The organism is Methylogaea oryzae (genome assembly GCF_019669985.1).
Lineage (GTDB): Bacteria > Pseudomonadota > Gammaproteobacteria > Methylococcales > Methylococcaceae > Methylogaea > Methylogaea oryzae.
In genome coordinates, this window is the sequence record NZ_AP019782.1 from 2,260,625 (window position 1) to 2,284,990 (window position 24,366).

The following is a 24,366-nucleotide window of genomic DNA, read 5'->3' on the forward strand; positions in this document are numbered from 1 at the left end:
CCTGCGCCGCCCTAGATCCGCCGCCCCTCGAGCACCATGCGCACGCCGCTTTCCGGCCGGCGGATGCCGTGCGACCACACGGCATCGAGGGCGCGCCGCTCCAGCAGGCGGAAACGGAAGCGACACACCAGGGTCGCCAGCACCACGCGCATTTCCATGAAAGCCAGCGCGGCGCCGGGGCAGCGGCGCTCGCCGCCACCGAACGGGATGAATTCACTGTGCCCATAGCCGCGCTCCAGGAAGCGCTCCGGCATAAAGCGTTGTGGATCGGCATAAATCGCCGGATCGTGAGACACCAAATCGATGCAGGCCATCACCACGTCGCCGGCCGGCACCAGATACTCGCCCAGTTGCAACGGCGCTTCCAAGCGCCGGGCCACGCCGGGCGCGACGGGATGGACGCGCAAGGCCTCCCGGCAGACGGCATCCAGATAAGGCGTGTCGTCGAGCGAGCCGATATCGCCCCGTTGCGCGTAGCCTTCCAGCTCATCCAGCAAAGCGATCAAGACTCCCGGCTCGCGGTGCGTCCAATACAGCGCCCAGGCCAGCGCCACGGCGGTACTGTCGTGGCCGGCGAACAGCATGGTCAACAGGTTGTCGCGTATTTGCCCGTCGCTCAGCAAGGGCTGTCCGGCCTCGTCGCGCAAAGACAGCCAGTGCTCCAACACGCTATCCCCCCTTCCTTCCCCGCCGGCCCGCACCGCCGCCATGCGCCCTTCGATCAGCGCATAGCAGCGGCCTCTGGCGCGGAGAAAACGGCCCCAGGGGCTCCACGGCCCCCAGTCTCGCCGCAGGCCTTTGACGAACACCGCGAAAAATCCGATGCTGCCTTGCAAGGCTTGAATCGCCTGGACGAATTCCTTGCGCTCGGCGTCATCCAACACGCCGAACACCGTTTGCAGGATCACGTCCAGGGTGATGCTCCTGGCCGTGTCCAACATATCGAACGGCGCGCCGGCCTTTTGGCCGGAAACCTCGCGCACGGCCGCCTCACGCATCAGTCGGGCGGCGATGGCGGGATTGCGCAGCACCGGCACCATGAGCGCCCGCCGCATGGCGGCGTGGGCCTCGCCGTCCAAGGACAGCATGGAGTTGTCGCCGTAAAACATGCCGGCGCTCGCATCCACCGACCGGTACAAACCCGTGCCGCCTTTGAAAATCCGCCCGATGTGCAGCGGGCAACCGGTCACGGCCATCCGCCCCCCCAAGGGAAACGGCACCGAAAAAGGCTGGCCGTGGCGAGCCGCCAGCGATTGGTAACAGCGCAGCGGCTGGCGGAAATAGCCCAACAAATGGGGAATCAACCGCCTAGGCCCCGGCGGTGGGACGGAGTAATTCGCCGTTGAATCCATGCTTTTCACCCGCAAGAAAAACTGGGTAACATACCGCTACGCCAAGGGTTTGGTTAACAAGTGGTCGGAGTATAAATGAGACGGCACCGTGACACCCGATTATTTTTCGCGCCGCGCGGCCATAAAAACCTCGCTCCCCAGGGATTTTAGCCAGCACGCTCAATCGTCGCGAACACCGAAACATAACCAGGACAACGCGCCACTCGCCGACAGAAGAAACGAAGTCGGACGCCTCGCCGAATTCTCCCGGTGTGCTCGATTACCGCATCGATTATCGATGCCTAGAAACAATTCGTTAGCTCCGGGAATGACGCCCCGGCCCCGGCGGAGCCGTTGAACCTTAATTCCGTCCATGCCCTCCCGCCGGCCTTATAGGGTTGGCAACGCTGCGATTAGTCACGAACCGGGCGGGATTTTGATGCACCGGGGACGAAGCCGCCGGCCGGTAACGACGTGGCCCGGCGCGGCTATCCTTGCAGGCGGGCGAAAACGCCGGTTCCGCGGCCAATTCCGGGGCATAATCGTCTAGGCCCGCAGGCGCTGGGAGGCTTTGTGCAGTTTGGGGAGGGGGCGGCGGTTAGCGACACCGGCCCCGCCGCCCCCATGGGAAGCGGTTATTTAGCGCCGCTTTATCGATAGTTTGGTCGGTTACAGCTTAAACCAGGGAAGTTGCCATGAAATTTCACGATATAGTCAACCTGATTTGCGAGCAGTCCCCCCTGCAAAAGAAAAAGCTCACAGGTTACTTATCCGAGCAAACCGATCGATTTTTTTGCGAAGCCGATGAATTTGCTTTGCGCTATAACGGCTTCCTGCAAACACGCAACATCCCCATAGAATACGCGGTAGACGCCTACCTGAGAATGTGCGGGAACATGCTCCGTTGCCAAGTCGCGTTTTTACGCAGCGGACGTTATCCGGTCGCCTCCACCCAAGAAGCCAGGAACGACGTTTACCATTCGCATGCCGAGATGCTCCCTTACATGGTCGGACTGGGAATCTCCCAGTTTTTATGGCCGTCGCATTACCGTATATTCAATTTTTTCAAGCAGGCCATCCTCGAACGAGCCGACTATGTTTCCGACTATCTCGAAATCGGACCGGGCCACGGGCTGCTGCTTGAAAACGCCCTAACCACGCTCCACGGCCTACAGAAAGCGGTTGCCGTCGACATAAGCCCGACGTCGCTGGATTTAACAAAAGACTTTATCGAATACGCGATACCCGGGGATCGGCGCGTTCGCTTCATTCTCGGCGATATCATGGAGGTGGATTTAGGACAGGGTTTTCACTTTATCACCATGGGGGAAGTGTTGGAGCATGTAGACCGGCCCACCCAATTGCTAGAGCGCCTGCGCGGACTGCTAGCGCCGGACGGACGGATTTTCATTTCAACCTGCGCCAACTGTCCTGCGATCGACCACGTCTATCAATTTGACCGCATCCAACAGATTCGCGACCTGATTCTGGATGCCGGGTTCAAAATCGAGCGAGAACTGGCGCTGCCGGTTGAGAACATGTCTGTCGAGAAGGCGGAGATATCTCGCGTCACTATCAATTACTGCGCACTGCTGATGCTGCCATGACAAAATTTAACGAAATATCCATCGGCGATTTTGCGGAACTAGAGCATGTCGTCACCGCCAAGGACATTGAGAAGTTTGTCGAACTTACCGGGGACGACAATCGACTGCACGTCGATCAGCATTACGCCGCCCTGACGAGTCTCAAACAACCGGTTGCCCATGGCATGCTCGGCGCCTCGTTCATTTCGACGGTGATCGGTACCAAATTACCTGGAGACGGGGCGCTATGGTTTTCCCAAAGCCTGGAATTCCTGCAACCGGTTCGGGTCGGAGACAGACTGACCGTGCGGGCCGAGGTAATCCGAAAAATCGATCATATGCAAGCAATCGAGCTGCAAACGGATATCTTTAACCAACATCGACAAAAAGTCACAGCGGGAACCGCGAAAGTAAAAATCGTCGAACCGGCGCTGCCCGTTGCTCATGAACGGGCGGAAAAAGGCCGGGTAGCGCTGGTGGTTGGCGGCTCAGGGGGAATCGGAGCGGCGATTTGCCGAGCGTTGGCTGAAGATGGCTTCGATGTGGCGCTTCACTACTTTAGGAATGCCGGCGCCGCCGCGCGTGTCGTTGACGAAATAAATGCGGCGGGCGGTAATGCGATGGCGGTGGAGGGCGACATTCATTCGGAAGCGGCCATTGCCGCAATGGTTCAGCGGGTAAATCGCCGTTTCGGCGCCATTACTGTTTTAGTTAACTGCGCGACCACGCGCATCGCCACCATTAACTTCAATGATCTGCTTTGGGAAGATTTCGAGAAGCATCTAAGCATTTCAATTCGCGGGACATTCAATCTAGTACGCGGCGTTCTTCCCGCAATGGAACAAGAGCGCTATGGAAAAATCATTGTGATCGGCTCGCAGGTCTCCGATACGCCGGTGGAAAAGTTATTGCCTTACATTACGGCCAAAGGCGCATTGGACAGCTTTTGCCGGGCGTTGGCGCTGGAAATCGCGCCGAAAGGCATTTGCGTAAACATTGTTGCTCCAGGCATGACCGATACCGATATGATCGCCGATATTCCAGAGAGAGAACGCTTACTCACCGCCGCTAAAACCCCTTTACGCCGACTTGCCCGCCCTGAAGACGTGGCGGGAGCCGTCGCATTTCTTGCGTCCGACAAGTCCGACTTTTTAACGGGCGAAACCATTCGCGTCAACGGCGGACAAGTGATGCGATGAAACACCTGAAGTACGCCGAGATTTTGGCGAAAAATCGCGAATTGTCCGCTTTACCCGCGGGGTGCGGCCATTACAGAATCGCATTGCTGTCCAACATCGTCGTCTCTCAACTCAAAGACATTCTGGAGTTTATGCTGCGGCGACGGGGCATCAACGCCGTAGTCACGCTTGGGGAATACGACAACATCGTGCAGGACAGTCTTCGCTTCGGTGAGTTTGACGCCGTTATTGTGTTTTGGGAAACGGCTAATCTTATCGATAGCTTGCATGCCGTTGCCGATGCAATGGACGCGGGCGATCTGAACTCCCTGGCTGAACGTTTCGAAGGGGAGATCAAACTCGCCCTGAAAAACTTGAGCCGCGTTCCGTTGGTCTTGTTCAATCGATTTACTGCGACAGCCTTTTGTCGAAACGAGCTGCGCGACGGCGCGTTAAGAAAGCTTTGCGCACGTTTAAACGCCGCACTGGAACAGAACGCGGCATCCCACCAGCTGCTGATTGATTTGGAAAGAATCATAGCAATGCTCGGGCTAGCCTCGGTCAGCGATTTTCGCCAGTTTCATTCGTCGAAAGCGCTTTATTCATTGGATTTTTTGAAGGCTTACGCGGAGCATATCGAACCCGCCTTTCGATCGATAAACGGCCAGTCGAAGAAAGTTCTTGTCCTCGATTGTGACGGCACGCTATGGGCCGGAGTCCTAGGCGAGGATGGCGAGACGGGTATAAGGATGAACGACTCGACACGGGAGGGGAAAATTTTCCGGGAAGTTCAATGCATCCTCAAAGGTTTTCGCCGCAAAGGCGTTCTCCTGGCGATATGCAGCAAAAACAATCCCGACGACGTATCTGCACTCCTGGCGCGGCACTCCGACATGGTATTACGCGGCTCCGATTTTGCGGCGCAAAAAATCAACTGGAACGACAAGGCCACGAATCTACGCGATATGGCCAGGGAGCTTAATCTGGGATTGGAAAGTTTCGTGTTCGTTGATGACTCGGCCTTCGAGCTGGGGCTGGTGGCTGAAGCGTTGCCGCAGGTGCTTTGCGTCCAAGTGCCGAACGCTTTGTCCGAATATCCGGCGGCGATTCGCCGGCTGGAACGGGAGTTCTTCACGCTATCGACCACCCAGGAGGATTTGCTCAAGACGGATATGTATCTTATGGAGCGCGAGCGTAAAAGCTCGATTAGCGAATTCGCTTCAATCGACGATTATCTCCGCTCGTTAAAACTGATCGTGCGTGTCGACTGGAATGGGGCGAACTGCGTTAACCGGGCGGCCCAAATGACGCAAAAGACCAATCAATTCAACCTCACGACGTATCGCTACACGGAGAGCGACATTCATCGGATGTTGTCGAATCCGTGTTGGTCTATGGCGACCTTCAGCGTTAGCGACCGCTATGGAGACTACGGAGTCACGGGGTTAGCCATTATCAAACTGGACGAACAGCGGCGCGAGGCGACGATCAACAGCTATCTATTGAGCTGCCGAGTTTTGGGCCGCAACCTGGAGCGCGTGGTGTTCGATTACTTGGTTGATAAATTAATGCGGCGAGGCGTTTCCACCCTTCACGGCGAGTATATTAAAACGGGCAAAAACCATCAAGTGGCGGATTTTTTTGATATACTCGGATTTACCCGCCATACGGCTACCGACGGCCGGCATGGCTACACTTTATCGCTCGGCGATTATCGTTCGAGCGGCATCGATTATATCGAGGTTTTGGAAAATGCTGATTGATAGAGTTCGGAAAGTCATGGGCGATGTCTTTGGCATTGATCCGGCGGACATTAGCCAGGACGCCTCTCCGGGGCGGATTGACCAATGGGATTCCCTTCATCATATGAATCTCGTGCTGGCTCTCGAAGATGAGTTCGCCGTTCGGTTCCCGGAAGATCGCATAGAGCACCTCATCAGTTTCGAGCTGATAGTGCTTACCCTAAAGGAACTGGGCGTATCTAACTGATACTGGATTTTCGCCTGGCGCTTGTTCGCTTAGGGCAAAGGGAAAGACCCGAGATATCCGGTTGTTTCGGCGCGGTGAAACCATAAAACCTTTCGTCGCATTGGTATTGGCCACCCCGCTCAATCGTCGCAACACTCCAGGTAGAACCATGACAGCCACCGCAACCCTGCCCGCGGAATTACAGGACGAGGTCATGCACGTCCTCTCCGAACTCGCCTTGGCCGGCTACATTCAGCTAGTCATCGACTATCCGGGAAAACTGGACGAGCGGCGCATGGGCACAGCCATGCAGCGGCTGGTGGAGGCAGAACCGATATTGGGCTGCCGTTTCGTCGTGGAAGACGGCCATCCGTTTTGGCGTCGGCGGGACGATCCGGAACAATTCGCCGTCTGCCCCCTGACGGTCAGCGACCATGTGGAAGCCGATACCGCCGCATGGCTATCCGAACGCTTCGACCCCCGCGACGCGCCCAATATCCGCGCTGCGCTCATACGCCCCGCTCACGGCGGAGGCGACCGCCTGCTGCTGAAACTTTCCCACGTGGCGGCCGATGGCGCCGCGACCCTGGATGCCGCCGCCATCCTGGTAAATCTATACAACCAATTGGGGCAGGATCCGGAATATCGCCTGGCCGCCAATGCGGCGGGCCGCGACAGCTTTCTTTGGTTGCGGACGCTCAAACGGCGGGAGCGCTGGGCACTTTTATGGCGCGATTTGCGGGGCATACCCCGGGCCTTCGGCAAAGCCCGGGGATTGCGCGCGGCCAGCGAGGAGTCTTTTTTAGCCGACATCGCGACGGTAGAGCCGGTTTACCGGACGCTACGCTTCGACGAACAGCGCTTCGCGGCGATCAAGCAGTGCTCGCAAGATCTCGGCGCGTCGCTGAACGATATTTATCTGGCGGCGTTTTTCCGCGCTTTCGACGAATTTTGCCCGTCGCCGGCGGACGCCGGGCTAGCCATCGCGGTCCCCAGCAACTTGCGGGGTTACATCCTCCCGAAACACCGGCCCGCCCTTTGCAACCAGACGGGAGGATTCACCGCCCGCATCGGCGCCGACGTGGGCAAACGGTTCGAGGACACGCTGAACAAGGTACTGGAGGAGACCAAGCGTTACAAAAAGCGCTTCGGAACCACCGAAGGACAAATGCTCTTCCTATGGTTGGCCCGCATGCCCTATCTCCGCAAAAAAAACCTGATACGGCAGCAATACCTGCGCGCCCTCACCCAGCCCACGCCGCCGGCACTGACCAACCTGGGTTACGTCAACGCTCGGCGTTATGCCTGCGATGGCGAAGCGCCGACGGATATCGCCTGTTTTGGCGAAGCGGCGCCCGCCCCGGTATTTTTTTCTTCGGTGATTCAAATGGACAACCGGCTATGCTTCGGCGTTTGCTATGACCGGCGCCTTGGCGCCGCCCGCATGGAAGCCTTTATGAAGCGATTGGATCGGCATTTGCCCGGGGCCTCCCTGTGTCACGAAGCCCTTCCATCCTAATCCGCACGCCGGTTTCCGGCTGGCGGATGCCGTTTGCCCAAGCGGGCTTGACCGGGCGCGTTTCGCACAAGCGGAATTCATAGCGGCACAACAGGGTGGCCAATACCACCCGCATTTCCATGAACGCCATGGCTGCGCCGGGACAGCGGCGCTCGCCGCCGCCGAACGGAATCAGTTCGTCCGGGCCGTAATTCCGTTCCAAAAAGCGTTCCGGCCTGAAACGCTCGGGATCGGGATAAATGGACGGATCGGCGGACACCAGGTCCGTGCTGGCCATGACCAGGCTGTCTTCCGGCACGACGTAGCCGCCCAGTTCCATCGCCCGCGCCAGGCGCCGGATGGATCCGGGCGCGATGGGATGGATCCGCAAGGTTTCCCAACATACCGCGTCCAAATAGGGCGTGCGTTTCAGCAAACCGGTGTCCAGCGTTTTTGCATAATCGCCCAGTTCGTCGAGCAACGCGGCCAACACGCCCGGCTCGACGTGCGTCCAATACATGCCCCAGGCTAGCGCCGAAGCGGTGGTGTCGTGGCCGGCGAACGACAAGGTGAGCAGATTGTCGCGAATCTGGGCGTCGGACATGAGGGGGGCTCCGTCTGGATCGCGCAAAGACGCCCAGTAGGCCAATACGCTGTTCTGCGCGTCCTCCCCCTGTTCGCGCGCCGTCGCCAAGCGCTTGTCCATCAGGTCGTAACAGCGGGTCCGGGCGCGGACAAAGCGGCCCCAAGGACTCCACGGCCCCAGGTCGTAGCGCAGCGCTTTCACGAAAATCGCCAAGGAGCTGATGCTATCCCGCAATGCATGGATGGCCGCGATGAAGTCGCGCCGCTCCGCTTCGTCCAAGATGCCGAAAATCGTCCGCACCGTCACATCGAGCGTGATCGTCCTGGCCAGCTCCAGCATATTGAAGCTTTCGCCGTAAGACTGGCCGGCGCAAACAGCCAGCGCCACGTCCCGCATCAGGCCCGCGGCATGGGCCGGGTGGCGCAAGATCGGCGCCATCAGCGCCCGGCGCACGCGGGCGTGGGCTTCACCGTCCAAAGCGCCCAGCGAGTTTTCGCCGAACGTCATGCCGGATGCGGTATCCACAACCCGGTAATTTTCTCCTCGCCCTTTGTAAATCTGTTCGATATGGGCCGGGCAACCGCTCACCGCCATGCGCCCGCCGAACGGGGACGGCACCGAAAAAGGCTGGCCGTAGCGCGCGGCCAAAGACTGGTAACAGCGCAAGGGCGCCCGAAAATACGACCAGAGGTGTAAAGGCAAGGAACCGGGTCCGAGCGGGCATTTCGCCGGATTTTCCTGGACGGATTTGGGCATTAGGGTTTCTCCCGATATCGCACCAGCACGTCGGCCGGCCCCATCAAAAAGCCGCAGCGGGTCACCCGCACCGGCCGCGTATCCAGCAAGGAGAAACGGCCTCGCCGCAATAGAACCGCCAGAATGATCTTGATCTCGAACACGCTATATTGATTTCCGACGCAGATGCGTTCTCCGCCGCCGAAGGGGATAAACTCGAAACCGTTGAATGTCCTTTCCAGAAAGCGCTCGGGATAAAAACGCTCCGGATCCGGGTAAAGCGCCGGGTCCATGTGCAACAGCGCGGCGCAGGCCGCGACATTGATGCCGGCCGGCAATGCATAGCCGCACAGTTCGAAAGGCACGCTCAACATCCGCATCACCTCCGGCACCGCCGGATACAAACGCAGGCATTCTTTGACGACGGCATCCAGATAGGGCAGCGCCTGAATCGCGGCGAAATCGTCGTCGCTGCCCAAGCCGTCGATTTCCTCCTGCAAGCGCGCCGCCGCCTGCGGATGGCGCCCCAGCCAGGCGAAAGCCCAGGTCAGCGTCAAAACGCTGGGTTCGTGGCCGGCCACCAGGTTGGTAATGAGGTTGTCCACCAAGGCATCGTCGCTGAATCCAGCGCCGTCCTCGGCGCGCGCCTCCATCAAGCGGCTGAGGATATCCACGCGAGGCGCGCCGTCGGCCCGTCGCACCGCGATGTTTTCCCGCAGCAGCGCCGCCAAGCGCTCCCGCGCGGCATCCAGGCGCCGGTTCGGCGGCCAGTCGTCTCGGTCGATGCGCAATACGGTGCTCAGCAGGTAGGCCATGCTGCCGAGGGACTGGGTAAGGCCCAGCACCGCCTGCCGGAACTCGCCCAGCCGCGCGGCCTGTTCCACGCCGAACATGGTTTTCAGGATCACGTCCAGACCGATGGCGTGCATGGCTTGCCTGGCATCCCTGACTTCGCCGTCGGTCCAGCCGCTCAACGCCTCCACCGCCGTGGCGTGAATGACGCCCGCCAAGTTGCGCAAACTGTCGCCGTGGAAGCCGGGCGCGAGCAGCTTGCGGGTGCGGCGGCGGGCCTCGCCGTCCAAGCCGTTCAAGCTGTGCTGGCCGAGCACGCGGCGCAAACTCCGCGGCAAGTCGACGTGATAAGTACCGAAAGGAGCGGAGAATATCTGACGAATACCGTCGGGATTACCGGTTACTACGGTCAAACCCACGGTGTGCATGGTGAAAGGATCGCCGTAACGGGCCCGCATACTGCTGAAAAAACGGTATGGAGAGCGGACATAGGCCATCGGCTGAAGTAAGCGCAACCGAGGGCCGGGAGGTAAGCGGTGGGTTATATTCAAGGTATCTCCCTATTATCAGCGCTGGCCGATCCTCAACTCCCCCGAAATACCAGCCGCACTATTTAAGCCGTCATGACTCGAACAACGCCCAGCTTGATAGAGAATATCATTCGTGTCAATATGTTAGAACTGCCTTAAATAACCTACAATTCGGGATAGGAAACAACCCACAGCGGCGCCCTAGTGACCTATCCGAAAAGCCTTTCCGAAAAAATCCGCCGCCGGCTTGTTATCACAGCGGCCTGCCTGATTCTCCCATTCCCCATGGGATGCATGGTGGGTCCGGATTTCCAGCGCCCCGCCGCCCCCAACGTGCAGAATTTCGCCGACCAGCCGGCGGAGATGCCGAACCAGCGCTTGGCGGCCGGGCAGGACATTCCCGCCGAATGGTGGACGCTGTTCCGTTCCGAAAAATTGAAAAGGCTGATCGAAAAAGCCTTCGCCCGCAGCCCCGACCTGGAGTCTGCCCAAGCCGCCCTCACCCAGGCCAAGGAATCCCTTTTCGCCCAGGAGGGTTCCCTGATGCCCGCGTTGGACATTTCCGGCATGGGCAAGCGCCTGTCGCTCAACAGCGGCATGTTCGGCGACCCCAACGGCAACGGCGGCATCATGATGGCCATGTACAACGCGTCGCTGAACCTGTCCTACACCATCGACACCTTTGGCGCGTTGCGCCGGCAACTGGAAGACCTGGGCGCGCAGGTGGATTATCAACGCTTCCAGTGGGAAGCCGCATACCTCAACCTGGCCAGCAACATCGCCGCCGCCGCCATCGGCGAGGCCTCCCTCAGGGAGCAAATCGGCATACTCCAAGACGTCGCCGTCTCTCAAGAACAAAGCCTGGAGATACTCAACCAGCAATGGCGTTTGGGCGCCACCACTTGGTCCGCCGTGCTGTCGCAGGAGTCCGCGCTCAACCAAGCCCGCGCCGACCTCGTCACCCTGCGCCAGCAACTGGCGCAAACCCGCCACCGCATAGCGATGTTGGCAGGACAATTGCCGGGGGAAGCCTTGACCGAGGAATTCACGCTGGCCGACTTGCAACTGCCCGAAGAAATCCCTCTCAGCCTGCCGTCGAAACTGGTGGAGCAGCGGCCCGACATACGCAGCGCGGAAGCCTTGCTGCATTCGGCCAGTGCCCAGGTGGGCGTGGCCACCGCCAAAAGGTTTCCCGACCTCACCATCAACGCCAGCATCGGCAGCTTCGCCACCAAGGCAGGCATGCTGTTCACGCCGGCATCGGAAATCTGGAGCCAGGGATTCAACCTGGCCCAGCCCCTGCTGCAATGGGGCAAGCTGAGCCACGGGCTCGACGCCGCCAAGGCCGCATTCGCCGAAGCCCAGGCGAAATACCGCAGCACCGTCCTGCAAGCGTTTCAAAACGTCGCGGACGTGATGAAGGCGCTGGAAGCGGACCATCAGGTTTTGACGGTCCAGCAGAACGCCTCGCGGATCGCCGCCGAAAACCTGGCCTTGAGCAACGCCCAAATCCAAGCGGGCGCCTTGAGCTATTTGAACCTGCTGGACGCCCAACGCAATTACCAGCAAGCCCGCGTCGGCCTGGCCAAGGCTCAGGCCGCGCGGCTTAGCGACAGCGCTGCCCTGCTGCAAGCGCTGGGCGGCGGCTGGTGGAACCGCCCTCCCGACACCAGCGATAGCGGCGACGCCGCAGCGGAGAACGCAGAAAGATGAAGATGCCGTCATTCTTTTCGAACACTGACCGCGCACCCAAGCCCAAGCCAACGCGGCAAAAGCGCATGATCACCATGCTGCTTTGGGTCGGCGCGGTACTGGGCATCGTGTTCGGCTTCATCGCCTTCAAAAACCGCATGATCAAGGAATACATGTCCGACAGCGCGCAGCCGCCGCAGACCGTTTCCACCGCCAAGGCGCGCTATGAGGAATGGCAGCCGACCATGCACGCCGTCGGCACGCTGAAAGCGGCCCAAGGCGCGGACATCGCCAGCGAAGTGGGCGGCATCGTCACGGCCATCCACTTCAAGCAAGGCGAGGAAGTCGTCCAGGGCGCCCCGCTGCTGCAATTGCGCAGCCAGGACGATCTGGCCCGGATGCAATCGCTCAAAGCCGCCGCCGAGCTGGCGCGCATCACCTTGGAAAGGGATAAGGCGCAATTCCAGGCCAAGGCGGCCAGCCAGCAAACCCTGGACACCGACGCCGCCAATCTGGCCCAAGCCAACGCCAACCTCGCCGAACAACAGGCGCTGCTGGATAAAAAGCTGATCCGCGCCCCTTTCGCCGGCCGCCTGGGACTGCGTTTAGTCAACGTCGGCCAATACATCGACGCCGGCACGCCGCTGGTGACCCTGCAAACCCTCGACACGCTCTATGCCGACTTCAATCTGCCGCAGCAAGCGCTGAACGCCGTCCGAGTCGGCCAGACCGTCACCGTCCGCATCGACGCGTTTCCGCAACTGCGGTTTAGCGGCGAAATCAGCGTGATCAACCCCAAGGTGGATGACGCGAGCCGCAACGTGCAAATCCGCGCCACACTGCAAAACGCCGAGGAAAAGCTCCTGCCCGGCATGTACGCCAGCCTGGAAATCGCCACCGGCCAACCGGAGCGGCATCTGACCCTGCCCAATGCCGCCATCGCCTACAACCCGTATGGCGCGCTGGTTTATCTGGTGGATCGGCAAGGCAGCGACGACAAGGGCCAGCCCAAGCTGGTGGCCCGGGAAAGTTTCGTCACCGTCGGCGAAAGCCGCGGCGACCAGGTGACGATACTCCAGGGACTGAAAGAAGGCGACCAAGTGGTGACCTCCGGCCAAATCAAGCTGCGCAACGGCACGAAATTGGTGATCAACGACACCATCCGGCCGAGCGAAGACCCGGCGCCGGCGCCGGAAGACGAATGACCCGCCGCAAGGGCCCAAGCCGATGAAAATCACCGACATCTTCATCCAGCGCCCGGTACTGGCGGCCGTGGTCAGCCTGCTGCTGTTCATCCTGGGGCTGCGTTCCGTGGTCACCCTGCCCGTCGCCGAGTTTCCCGAAACGGAGAGCGCGGTCATCACCGTCACCACCGGCTACTACGGCGCGGATCCCGGCTTGGTCGCCGGCTTCATCTCCACCCCGCTGGAGGCGGCCATCACCCAGTCCAACGGCATCGACTACATCACCTCCAGCAGCGTCGGCAGCGTCAGCACCATCACGGTGAACTTGCAATTCGGCTACAAGGTGGACAAGGCGCTCACCGAAATCAGCTCCCAGGTCAACTCCGTGCTGAGCCAGCTGCCGCCGGACGCCCAGCACCCGATCATCGCCGTGCAGCCGCCGCAGCCCATCGACGCGCTCTATATCGGTTTCTCCAGCGATATCCTGCCGGCCAACAACATCACCGATTACCTGGTGCGGGTGGTGCAACCCAAACTACAGGCGGTCGCGGGAGTACAAACCGCCGAACTGATCGGCGCCAAAAACTTCGCCCTGCGCGCCTGGCTGAACCCGGAAAAGCTGGCCGCCTTCGGCCTGACCGCCACGGACGTCAGCAGCGCCCTGGCCCAGAACGACTACCTGGCGGCACTGGGCTCCACCAAGGGCCAGATGGTGCAGGTCAACTTGGCCGCCTCCACCAGCCTGCACTCGCTGGACGAGTTCCGCCAACTGGTGGTGAAGCGGCAGAACGGCGCGCTGGTCCACCTGCAGGACGTGGCCAACGTCTCCCTCGGCGCCGACGATTACGAGTCGCAAGCGAATTTCGACGGCCAAAAAGCCGTCTATATCGGCATCAAGGTAGCGCCCAGCGCCAACCTGCTGGACGTCATCAAGCGGGTCAAGGAGGAAATTCCTGGCATCCAGGCGCAGCTGCCCACCGGCATCAAGGGCGCCGTCGTTTACGACTCCACCACTTTCGTCACCAGCTCCATTCGGGAAGTGGTCGAAACCTTGCTCGAAGCCCTGCTCATCGTCACCCTGGTCATCTTCGCCTTCCTCGGCACCCCCCGTTCGGTGCTGATTACCGTCATCGCCATCCCGTTGTCCCTGGTGGCGACCTTCAGCATCATGGCGGCCCTGGGTTATTCCATCAACCTGCTGAGCCTGCTGGCCCTGGTGCTGGCCATCGGCCTGGTGGTGGACGACGCCATCATCGTCGTGGAAAACGTCAACCGCCACCTGGCCGAGGACCTGTCGCCCACCGCCGCCGCCAGCCGGGCCGCCAGCGAACTGGCGGGCCCGATCATCGCCATGACGGCGGTGCTGGCTGCGGTGTACGTGCCCATCGGCTTCCAGTCGGGCCTGACCGGCACGCTGTTCACCGAATTCGCCTTCACCCTGGTGGGCGCCGTCACCCTGTCCGCCTTGGTCGCCCTGACCCTCTCGCCGATGCTGTGTGCCCGGCTGCTCAAGCGCCAGCAGGAAACCGGCTGGGAAGCCCGTTTGGTGACACGCATCGACCAAATGTTCGAACGCATCCAGGAAGGCTACGCGCAACGCCTGCACGACAGCCTGGACCACCGGCCGGTCACCTATCTTTTCGCCGCCATCGTCCTGGTCGCCATCTATTTCCTCTACACCTACTCCAACAGCGAATTGGCGCCGCAGGAAGACCAAGGGGTGCTGTTCACCATGGCCACGGCGTCTCCCACCGCCACCTTGCAGCAGCGACAGCTGTTCGGCAAACAAGTGTTCGACGTGTTCAAGAAACACCCGGAAACCGATCACATGCTGCAAATGGACATCGGCGGCCAATCCATCGACGGCATGATTCTCAAACCCTGGGAAGACCGGGACAAAACCGCCAACGAATTGCTGGGCGAAGTGCAGCAGGAAGTCGGCAACATCGCCGGCCTGCAGGTGGCGACGTTCCAACCGCCGCCTCTGCCGAGCAGCGGCAGCCTGCCCATCCAGTTCGTCATCGGCACCACGGAACCCTTTCCGCAGCTCAACGAAGTGGCGACCGCCTTCATGGAAGAAGCGCACAAAAGCGGCCTGTTCCTCTTTCTGGACAACGATCTGAAGATCAACCACCCGCAAACCTGGGTGGATATCGACCGCGACAAAGCCGCCTTGCTCGGCTTGAACATGCAGGACGTGGGCGGCGCCTTGTCGTCCCTGCTGGGCGGCGGCTACGTCAACTATTTCAGCCTACAGGGACGCTCGTACAAGGTGATTCCGCAAATCATGCAGCGCTTCCGGCTGAATCCCGGCCAACTGGCCGACTATTACATCCGCAGCGCCGACGGCGTCATGCTGCCCCTCTCCACCGTGGCCAGCCTCCGCACGGAAACCATGCCGCAGGCGGTCAACCACTTCCAGCAACTCAATGCCGCCACCATTTCCGGCATCGCGTCGCCCGGCCTCAGCCAAGGCGACGCCCTGGCCTATCTCAAGGATTTGGCCGACCGCACCCTGCCGGAAGGCTATTCCGTGGACTACGCCGGCCAAGCGCGACAATTCGTGCATGAATCCAGCGGCTTCCTCAGCACCTTCTCTTTTGCCCTGGTGATTATCTACCTGGTGCTGGCGGCCCAATTCGAAAGCTTCACCGACCCGCTCATCATCCTGGTATCGGTGCCCATGTCCGCCGTGGGCGCGCTGATTTTCGTCGCCCTGGGGCTGGGCGGCGCCTCGCTCAACATCTACACCGAGGTGGGGCTGGTGACTTTGATGGGCCTAATCAGCAAACACGGCATCCTCATCGTCGAATTCGCCAACGCCCTCAAAGCGCAAGGCAAATCCAAGCGCGAAGCCATCGAAACCGCCGCCGGCATCCGCTTGCGGCCGATATTGATGACCACCGCCGCCATGGTGCTCGGCGTCATCCCGCTCATCTTCGCCGCCGGCGCCGGCGCCGCCTCCCGTTTCAACATCGGCATGGTCATCGCCATGGGCTTGACGATAGGCACCCTGTTCACCCTGTATGTGGTTCCGGCCGCCTATATGCTGCTTTCCAAGGAACATGCCGCGGCAACCGAAACGGCCGGACAGACGGCGGCCGAATAACCCCACCGCCGACGCCACGGGCTAACGATGTCCCCGGCCAACGGAGCCGGGGCGGCGGGCCAGCCACGGCTTACGCCAGGCCGAATCCCGCTCGCAGCCGCCGCGGCCATCGGGCTGCTCGCTAGCCTGACTTGCACCACACAACCTCCACCATCCCGCAACGGCTCGTACCGACGCTAGCGGCTGGCGCGCGGTAAGCCGTCGCATGCCCGTTCGACCGCATCCTCCGTAGGCTGCTTCGCCGATATTTCACCGGCCCGCCCGGCCCAGCCCGTCGTCCCGCCTCACGATGTCGACCCGACATCTTTTGTTGTCATGCTGACATCGAAGAATCGAGAAATCGCGCTCCAATAGGCGGATTCGACGCAAAAACCGCCCTGGCATCGCATTTGCCTACAGCATGAACGGGCGCCATGGCGCTGCTCATATTCCATCACCAAGGATACCGATTCGATATGAAGCTCCACCACACGCTGTTGGTTCTGCTCGCCGCCTTAAGCGGCTGCCAAGCCCCTCCCCTCAAGCCGTCGGCGCTGCAACTGTCCGGCCTGCACAACATCATGGTATTGGCCGTGGAGCCGCCGCCGCTCGAGGTCGACCCCGATCCCATAGAAACCCGGCAGCCGCTGTATCGCCAAAGCAACAACTGGCCCTACGATCAGTTCCTCGAGAAAAAAATCTACCGCAATCCCGGCGGCGTCCTCATCGCCGGCTTGGTGAGCCGGGACGATGCCGTGACGTTTCCTGCCTGCCCCACGGCCGATTATCCCGCGAATGACGCGGGCGGCCTGGGAGCCGTCGCCGAGCTGCGGGACAACTGGACGCCCACCCTGGAGCTGGCGCTGGAAACCACGGCGCAGTTGCAGGCGGCCGGCGTCAAGACCGTCTCCAGCCGACACTATTGCCGGCTGCCGCTGGCCGCGAGCGACCGCGCCGCCAACCTCGCCCTGTGGCGCGGCGCCGTGCGCCGATGGTACGAACAAGACGCCTCGCCCATCGACTACCTGTCCTACGCGCGGGACGGCGTCGACGCGGCGCTCGAAATAGGCATCGGGACGTATCGGTTGTTCAACGGGCAGATGTCATTACAACTGCTCGCCAAACTAGTCGATCCGGCCACCGGACGGGTCATCGGCAGAACCGCCACCGAGGATTATTCCGCGCCCGCCGATGGGACGGCGGATCCCCTCGACCACGAAGCGGAAAAATTCCGGCAAGCGGTGCGGGAAACGGGCGCCCGGCTCATCGCCCGGGGCTTGGGCGAACTCGGGCTGGCGTCGGCGCCCACGGCCGCCCGCGGCGTCGCGCCGAACTACCGCGCCAGCCTCACGGCGAACGCCGGAACGACGCCTTGAAGGTCGCCTACGCCAAACGGCTGCGCGGCTGGCGCTTCTGGCTGCTCAACCTGACCTTGGGCCTGGGGCACATGGTGGTGCTGTTCAACGCCGGCTCCTACATCGCGTTGATGCCCCACGTGGCGGGCGGCTTGGGGGGAATGTCGCCCAGCATGGGTACTTGGGCACAGACCGATTTCATGATCGCGCTGGCGCTGGCCTTCCCCATCGCCCGCTGGCTGTCCGGCCGCTACGGCGACTATCCGCTATGGGTCGCGGCGTTCCTGGGCTATGCCGCCGCCTCGGCCCTATGCGCCGTCAGCGACTCCATCTGGCTATTCCTGCCGGCGCGGATCGTTCTCGGTTTCGCTGGCGGCGTCACCCTGCCCATCGGCCAATCCTTGATGTTGAAGGAATATCCCGACCGGCTGAAGTCCCTGGGCCTGGGCGTCTGGGGCTTGTTCACCGTCACGCCCCTAACCCTCGGTTGTTTCATGGGCGGCTGGATCGCCGACGAATTCGGCTGGCGCGCGTTGTTCGGCATGAATATCGTCGTGGCCCTGGCCATCGCGGGCATCACCGGCGCCCTGCTGCACGGCCGGGGATGGCAGCGCCGCTACGGGCGTTTCGATTTCGTCGGCTTCCTGCTGCTCAGCCTGGTGCTGGGCGGCGTGCAAACCGTTTTCAACCAGGGCAACGACTTCGACTGGTTCGACTCGCCATTCCTGCGAGCAGCGATGGCCGCCATCGCCCTGGCGCTGCCCTGCCTGATCGTCTGGGAGCTCGACGAACCCCACGCTGCCTTCGACGTCCGCTTGTTCGCCCAGCGCAACTTCGCCGTCGGCGTCACCTGCCTCACCCTGGGCTTCCTGGTGGTGCAGGGATTGCTGTCGCTGCTCATCGTCCAGCTGCAACTGTTGCTGGGTTATTCCTCGTCCCTGGCCGGCGTGCTATTCCTGGCCATGATACTGCCGGCGGCGCCGGTCACCGCCGTCATGCACGAGGTCGTCAAGGGCGTCGATGCGCGCGTGTTCGCCTGCTTCAACCTGCTGGGCTTCGCCTTCGTCTTTTTCTGGATGGGGTCGTTCGACGACCCGGAATCCTTCGACCAAATCCTTTGGCCCATGCTGCTGTTCGGCTTTTTCCTCGGCTCGTTTTTTGCACCCCTCACCGCACTGGCCTTGCACGGCCTGCCACCCGGCCAGATCATGCGCGCAGCGGAAGAAGCCGGCATGCTGCGTATCGCCGCCGGCGCGTTCGGCATCGCCTTGCAGGGCGTCATGCTGTTCCGCCGCGGCCCGTTCCACCAATTGCACCTGGCCGACCAACTGGGCGGCCGGCGCTTCGCCTCCCTGGACCTCTGGCGACAAGCGACATCGCGGCTGGAGTCGGCCGGACTGGACAGCGCCGTGGCGCAAGGCAAGCTGGCGAGCGCCTTCAAGCAGCACGCCGCCATCCTGGCGCTGAACGACGCGTTCCTCATGGCCTGTTGCCTGTTTCTGGGGCTCGCCGCCCTGGTGTGGCTGGCCCATCCCACCCACCTGCCGCTGCACCCCAGGCGGGCGGACGAATTGCGGGAAATCCGCGCCGAAGAACTCATGGATCAGCCATGACCCGACCCCGTCTCCCTTGCCGTCATCCCGCCGTGCCCTTGAGCCTGGCCCTGGCGCTGTCGGCGACGGGCTGCGCCTGGATACCCGATGGCGGACAGCGGGCCGAATTGGCCGCCCCGCCCGGCATGGACAGCGCGCTGGCACCGGCGCGCGAGCAAGCACCGCTGCCCGTATCCGACCTTTGGCCGGACGACCGCTGGTGGCGGCGCTTCGGTAGCGCCGAGTTGAACGGCCTGATGGACACGGCGCTGCGCGACAATCCCGGCTTAAAGGCGGCGGCGGCGCGGATGCGCCAGGCGCAAGCCCTGGCCACGGTGGAGGGCGCCCGCTTGCTGCCGTTCCTGGATGCGCAAGCGGAAGTGCAGAATGCGCGATTTTCCGAACACGGCTTCAATTTTCCCCTGCGCGGCCAGAACATCGTAGCGGCCATGATCAACCCGCTCAGCTTGCGCTACCAGTTCGACTTTTGGGGCAAGAACCGCGCCTCCTTGGAAGCGGCCCTGGGCGAGGCGGCGGCCGAGCAAGCGGAACAGGCCGAAACCCGGTTGCAGCTGACCGCCGCCATCGCTCGCGGCTATTTCCGCGGAACCGCCCTGCGGCAGCAACTGGAGCTGACCCGCACCATGGCGGCAGTGCAAAACGAGCTGCGGGAAATCGCCGAAACGCGCTTTCGCCTCGGATTGGATTCCGCCGATCCGGTCAAACAGGCGGCCACCGAACTGGAAGCCCTCGCCAAACGGGAGGCGAACGTCCGCGACCGGTTGGATGTCCAGCGCCACCTGCTGGCCCGCCTTGCGGGCAGCGGTCCCGATGCGCTACAGCAGCTGTTCGTTTCCCCGGCGGCCGTCCCCGCCGAGATATCGCTGCCGCCCCACCTACCCCTGGAATTGCTCGCCCATCGCCCCGATCTCGCGGCGGCGCTGCATCGGGCCGAAGCCGCCGCCCAGCGTATCCAGGTGGCGAAAGCCAATTTCTTGCCCACCGTGGACCTGACCGCCTTCGTCGGCCTCAACGCGTTGCGCATGACCAAAGGGGCAAGCGCCCTCGCCAACCTGCTTTTCTCCGGTTCGAGCTTCGCCTACGGCGTCGCGCCGGGCGTGAAGCTGCCCATTTTCGAGGGCGGGCGGTTGCGAGGCGAGCTGTCGGTGCAGCGGGCCGAATACGACGAGGCGGTGGAGCTCTACAACGACACCTTGCTGCAAGCCGTGCAGGAAACCGCCGACGGCCTGAGCGGCTGGCGGCAAAGCAGCGCCGAGGCGGCGGCGCAAAGCCGCCTGCTCGCCCACCAGCGAGAAGCCTTGGAATTGGCCCAGCAGCGCCTGCGCAGCGGCCTGGACGACCGCCGGCCGGCCTTGTCCCAGCGGTACGCCGTATTGAACCAGGAATATGCCTTGAAAAGCCTGGAAGCCGAACGGCTGGTGGCCATGGCCGACCTCATCGAAGCCCTCGGCGGCGGTTATGCCGGCGGGCCAAGCAACACGGACGCCCAGCGGCCGCAAGACGAACTTTAATTCCGCCGACCGCATTCGACACCACCCCATGAAAGTGCATCCAAGAACGATCCGCGCCCGCCGCAACCGCCGCCTGTCCTGGGTCATTTCGGCCTTGCTCGCCGCCGCGCTGGCCTACGCCGGTTACTGGTGGCTGCACGGCCGCCACCGGCTGGTCACCGACAATGCGTTCGTCACCGGCAACCTCATTCCCGTCGAAGCGGACGCCACCGGCGTCGTCACCCAGGTGCTCACCGAGGAAACCCGTTACGTGAACAAAGGCGATCTGCTGATCCGTCTCGACGAGCACCGCGCCCAGGCCGCCCTCGGCCGTGCCGGCGGCGACCTGGGGCGAACGGTGCGGGGCATAGGCGCGCTGTTCGCCACCCGCCGGCAGCTGTGCCAAAAACTCTCCACCCGCGCCGCGCAGCTGGCCCGGGTGCGCCACGACGTGGCGCGATACCGCCAAGCGATTCCCAGCGGCTCGGTGTCCGAGCAAGTGCTGCAAAACGCCGAAGACCAGATGGCCGGACTGGAAGCCGAATGGCGCGAGGCCGTGGCGGAACTCCGCTCCGTGGAAGCCAAGGTGGAAGGAACCGACCGCGTCGCCCATCCGGAAGTGGAAGCGGCCAAGCAACGCTACGTGGAAGCGTATTTGGAATTCAGCCGGCAGCAAATCCGCGCGCCGGTATCGGGCTACGTGGCCCAGCGCAAAGCCCAAGTGGGCGATCGGGTGCATCCCGGCGAATTGTTGCTGGTGCTGGTGCCCTTGGACCACCTGTGGGTCGAAGCCAATTTGCGGGAAACGGAAATGAAGCGGGTGCGGCCGGGACAAACGGCCGAGGTGAGCGTCGACCTGTACGGCACGCGCCACCGCTACCGCGGCACCGTGGAAGGCATCATGCCCGGTACCGGCAGCGTATTCGCCCTGCTGCCGCCCGACAACGCCACCGGCAACTTCATCCACATCGTCCAGCGTGTGCCGGTGCGAATCGCCCTGCATCGGGACGACTTACTCAAGCAACCGTTGCGGCCCGGCCTTTCCACCGTCACATCCATCCGCGTGGACGAAGCGGGGATGCCGGCCAACGACTCCCTCGCCGCGGCGGGCGGCCAGGAATACGCCACCGACGTGTTCGACGGCGAGCTGGACGCTGCGCACAGGCAAGCCGCGGCGATCGTCGCGGCCAATTTGCGCCAGGATAACGAGCCTCCGCCCGGCGCCTGCGAAACAACCCCCGCCCTAACCAACCCGCCAGCCGCCCCCCGGGCGAAACCGTAAGTCCTCCTCGGCAGCAGCCGTTTTGCTTCCGTCGCGCAGCCCGTGCGATGGAGGCGCGCATTGACACTTGAGCGTCCGCACCGGATATTACCGCAACGGCCGACGGATCCCGCCGCGGCGGAAAGCCGTATCTGCCGATGCCCGCTTTCCGGGCAAACGTCCCCGCTGCGGCTAACGACGCCGTATCCGACCGAGACGGCCGGCACGCGCCGCCCGGTGTCGGAACCCATCGATCCAAGGCAAAATCGCAAACCCGTCCGCACCCGATCACTCGCTATGTCCCGAACCTCCGTCCAGGAACCCGACGCCCGCCACGACGAAGCCGACCTGCGCCAGCAATTGTGCCGGGGGCATTCCCCCGAGCAAGGGGAGCTGATCGCCGAAGCCTTGTCCCTGGCGCTGGAGGCGGCGGCCAAGGATGCGCGGTCGCGGCCGCGCGGCGTCGATGCGGCCCTGGTGATGCAGCGGCTCAAAACCGACGCCCCCAGCCTACTCGCCACCCTGCTGTGCGATCCCTGGCTGCGCGAAACGTTGCCGGAGGACGCCGTGCGCCGCCGCTTCGGCGACGAGGTGGCCGAGCTGGTGCACAAAGCCAATTGGCTCAACACGTTCGCCGACTGCCGCGACTCCGCCCTGCTGGAGCCGGAACAAGCCGAGCTGCTGCGGCGCATGTTGCTGGCGGTGGTCAACGACGTGCGGGCGGTGTTGATAAAACTCGCCTACCGTCTGGAAAGGCTGCGCATTTTGGCGCGCGAGGACTACGCCGTGCGCCGATGCGTCGCCCAGGAAACCCTGGACATTTTCGTGCCCCTGGCCAACCGTCTGGGCGTAGCCCAGCTGAAATGGGAACTGGAGGACCTGTCCTTCCGCTACCTGCACCCGCTGGAATACGGCGACCTGGCGCGCCAATTGGCGGAAACCCGCAGCGCGCGGGAAGCTTACGTGCAGAACTTCACGGAAGAGCTGAACCGCCTGCTGGTCAGCGAGGGCGTCGCGGCCAAAGTCTACGGCCGTCCCAAGCACATCCACAGCATCTGGAAAAAGATGGAGCGCAAGCACGTCGCCATGGACGAACTCTACGACTTGCGCGCCGTGCGCGTCATCGTGGAAAGCATCGGCGACTGCTACGCCGTGTTGGGTATGGTGCACAGCCATTGGCAGCATATCGCCAAGGAATTCGACGACTATATCGCCAACCCGAAGCCCAACGGCTACAAATCGCTGCATACCGTGGTCGTCGGCCCCGAAGGCAAGCCGGTGGAAATTCAAATCCGCACGCGCGAGATGCACACCTTCGCCGAGTACGGCGTGGCCGCCCATTGGCGCTACAAGGAAGGCGGCGGCAACCGCGACGAAGCGTTCGAGCGGAATATCGCCCTGCTGCGCGGCCTGCTGGAAAGCCCTGGCGACGATCACACCCTGCTGGAAAACTTCCGCCTGGAAGCCCACGGCAGCGATGTGTTCGTGCTCAGCCCCAAGGGGCGTATCGTGCGCCTGGCGCAGGGCTCAACGCCGCTGGATTTCGCCTACGCCATCCACACGGAGGTCGGCAATCGCTGCCGCGGCGCCAAGGTCAACGGCCGCATGGTGCCGCTCACTTACGCCCTCAAATCCGGCGAACGGGTGGAGATTCTCACCGGCAGCCGCGCGGCGCCGAGCCGGCACTGGCTCGAGCCCTCCTCCGGTTTTCTCCACAGCGCCGACGCCCGTTCCAAAGTGCGCCAGTGGTTCCGCCAGCAGGACTACGAGCACGATTGGCGTCAGGGCAAAGCCATCCTCGACCGGGAGCGGCAGAGGATCGGATTACGGGAGATCGAACAAAAACCCCTGCTGGACAGATACCGTCACAAGCGCTGGGAAGATTTTCTGGCGGCGGTGGGACGAGGGGAAATCACCGCCGCGCAATTGGCCGGGCAACTGGGGCCGGCGCCGAGCAGCGTGCCGCTGCGCCCCGCCCCGGCCAAAGCGGCGGCGGCCGGAGCGGCCAAGGCCAACCGCGTCTGCATACCCGGCATCCCCAATCCCGTCACCCACCTGGCCGGCTGCTGCAAGCCGCAACCGGGCGACCCAGTGGTCGGCTATATCAGCGTTACCCGTGGCTTGGCCGTGCATCGGCGCGATTGCGGCAATATCGGCCGCTTGAACGAAACGCAAAGGCAGAGGTTGATCGATGCCTATTGGTCGGGAACCGAGGAAGCCACCGAGGTGGAGGTGCAAGTGACCGCCCAGGACCGGCGCGGCCTGCTGCGGGACGTGACCCAGACGTTGACCAACGAGCGCCTGAATATTTCCAGGGCATTCAGCTACACGAACCCGAACGATGGACAAGTCACGATGCACATCGGCGTAGAACAGGCTAGCGGCGACCGGACGCTGGAAATCGCCTTGGCGAGGATTCGCGGTCTGGAGGGGATACTGACCGTGCGCTGCAATACGGTCTGACGAAATCAAGGGAAGA

Annotated in this window: 16 protein-coding genes; 13 read left to right on the forward strand and 3 right to left on the reverse strand. The window is 62.5% G+C overall.

Going from position 1 to position 24,366, the window contains the following annotated elements:
- Window positions 1-11: 11 nt before the first annotated feature.
- A complete protein-coding gene (locus K5607_RS09895) occupies window positions 12-1,352 on the reverse strand; it encodes a cytochrome P450 (protein ID WP_156302362.1) in 1,341 nt (446 codons plus the stop codon).
- Between the two features lie 674 nt (window positions 1,353-2,026).
- On the opposite strand from K5607_RS09895, the gene K5607_RS09900 reads away from it, so the two are divergent.
- From K5607_RS09900 to K5607_RS09920, 5 genes are all read left to right on the forward strand, one after another.
- The gene (locus tag K5607_RS09900) at window positions 2,027-2,938 is read left to right on the forward strand and encodes a class I SAM-dependent methyltransferase (RefSeq protein ID WP_221046921.1); all 912 of its coding nucleotides are present in this window, start codon (window positions 2,027-2,029) and stop codon (window positions 2,936-2,938) included.
- The gene (locus tag K5607_RS09905; protein ID WP_054773244.1) at window positions 2,935-4,116 is read left to right on the forward strand and encodes an SDR family oxidoreductase; all 1,182 of its coding nucleotides are present in this window, start codon (window positions 2,935-2,937) and stop codon (window positions 4,114-4,116) included. Before K5607_RS09900 ends, K5607_RS09905 begins: the two co-directional genes overlap by 4 nt.
- Window positions 4,113-5,858 (forward strand): HAD-IIIC family phosphatase, encoded by a 1,746-nt coding sequence (locus K5607_RS09910; RefSeq protein WP_054773245.1) that lies wholly within the window; start codon window positions 4,113-4,115, stop codon window positions 5,856-5,858. Before K5607_RS09905 ends, K5607_RS09910 begins: the two co-directional genes overlap by 4 nt.
- Window positions 5,848-6,084, forward strand: coding sequence for an acyl carrier protein (locus K5607_RS09915; protein WP_054773246.1), 237 nt, complete (start codon window positions 5,848-5,850; stop codon window positions 6,082-6,084). Before K5607_RS09910 ends, K5607_RS09915 begins: the two co-directional genes overlap by 11 nt.
- A gap of 148 nt (window positions 6,085-6,232) precedes the next feature.
- A complete protein-coding gene (locus K5607_RS09920; protein ID WP_221046922.1) occupies window positions 6,233-7,582 on the forward strand; it encodes a hypothetical protein in 1,350 nt (449 codons plus the stop codon).
- Here the strand turns inward: K5607_RS09920 and K5607_RS09925 are convergent.
- Window positions 7,518-8,903, reverse strand: a complete 1,386-nt coding sequence (locus K5607_RS09925) for a cytochrome P450 (RefSeq protein WP_221046923.1) — start codon at window positions 8,901-8,903, stop codon at window positions 7,518-7,520. The genes K5607_RS09920 and K5607_RS09925 overlap by 65 nt on opposite strands.
- The gene (locus K5607_RS09930; protein ID WP_221046924.1) at window positions 8,903-10,225 is read right to left on the reverse strand and encodes a cytochrome P450; all 1,323 of its coding nucleotides are present in this window, start codon (window positions 10,223-10,225) and stop codon (window positions 8,903-8,905) included. The genes K5607_RS09925 and K5607_RS09930 overlap by 1 nt, the downstream gene beginning before the upstream one ends.
- Window positions 10,226-10,489: 264 nt before the next feature.
- On the opposite strand from K5607_RS09930, the gene K5607_RS09935 reads away from it, so the two are divergent.
- The 8 genes from K5607_RS09935 to K5607_RS09970 all read left to right on the forward strand — a co-directional run bounded on the left by K5607_RS09935 (window position 10,490) and on the right by K5607_RS09970 (window position 24,350).
- Window positions 10,490-11,917 carry an efflux transporter outer membrane subunit gene (locus tag K5607_RS09935; RefSeq protein ID WP_082411638.1) on the forward strand — a complete coding sequence of 476 codons (1,428 nt, stop codon included), beginning with the start codon at window positions 10,490-10,492 and terminating at the stop codon, window positions 11,915-11,917.
- A gap of 65 nt (window positions 11,918-11,982) precedes the next feature.
- On the forward strand, window positions 11,983-13,101 hold the full coding sequence (locus K5607_RS09940; RefSeq protein ID WP_054774141.1) for an efflux RND transporter periplasmic adaptor subunit: 1,119 nt from the start codon (window positions 11,983-11,985) through the stop codon (window positions 13,099-13,101).
- Window positions 13,102-13,123: 22 nt separating this feature from the next.
- On the forward strand, window positions 13,124-16,189 hold the full coding sequence (locus K5607_RS09945) for an efflux RND transporter permease subunit (protein ID WP_221046925.1): 3,066 nt from the start codon (window positions 13,124-13,126) through the stop codon (window positions 16,187-16,189).
- 455 nt (window positions 16,190-16,644) lie between these two features.
- Window positions 16,645-17,544: a hypothetical protein gene (locus K5607_RS09950; RefSeq protein WP_221046926.1), complete on the forward strand. Its 900-nt coding sequence runs from the start codon at window positions 16,645-16,647 to the stop codon at window positions 17,542-17,544.
- Entirely contained in the window at window positions 17,541-19,136 is a 1,596-nt protein-coding gene (locus K5607_RS09955; RefSeq protein ID WP_221046927.1) for a DHA2 family efflux MFS transporter permease subunit, read from the forward strand. The genes K5607_RS09950 and K5607_RS09955 overlap by 4 nt, the downstream gene beginning before the upstream one ends.
- The gene (locus K5607_RS09960) at window positions 19,133-20,647 is read left to right on the forward strand and encodes an efflux transporter outer membrane subunit (protein WP_221046928.1); all 1,515 of its coding nucleotides are present in this window, start codon (window positions 19,133-19,135) and stop codon (window positions 20,645-20,647) included. Before K5607_RS09955 ends, K5607_RS09960 begins: the two co-directional genes overlap by 4 nt.
- A gap of 28 nt (window positions 20,648-20,675) precedes the next feature.
- Window positions 20,676-21,908 (forward strand): HlyD family secretion protein, encoded by a 1,233-nt coding sequence (locus K5607_RS09965; RefSeq protein WP_221046929.1) that lies wholly within the window; start codon window positions 20,676-20,678, stop codon window positions 21,906-21,908.
- Window positions 21,909-22,184: 276 nt separating this feature from the next.
- Window positions 22,185-24,350: a RelA/SpoT family protein gene (locus K5607_RS09970; RefSeq protein ID WP_221046930.1), complete on the forward strand. Its 2,166-nt coding sequence runs from the start codon at window positions 22,185-22,187 to the stop codon at window positions 24,348-24,350.
- Window positions 24,351-24,366: the final 16 nt, after the last annotated feature.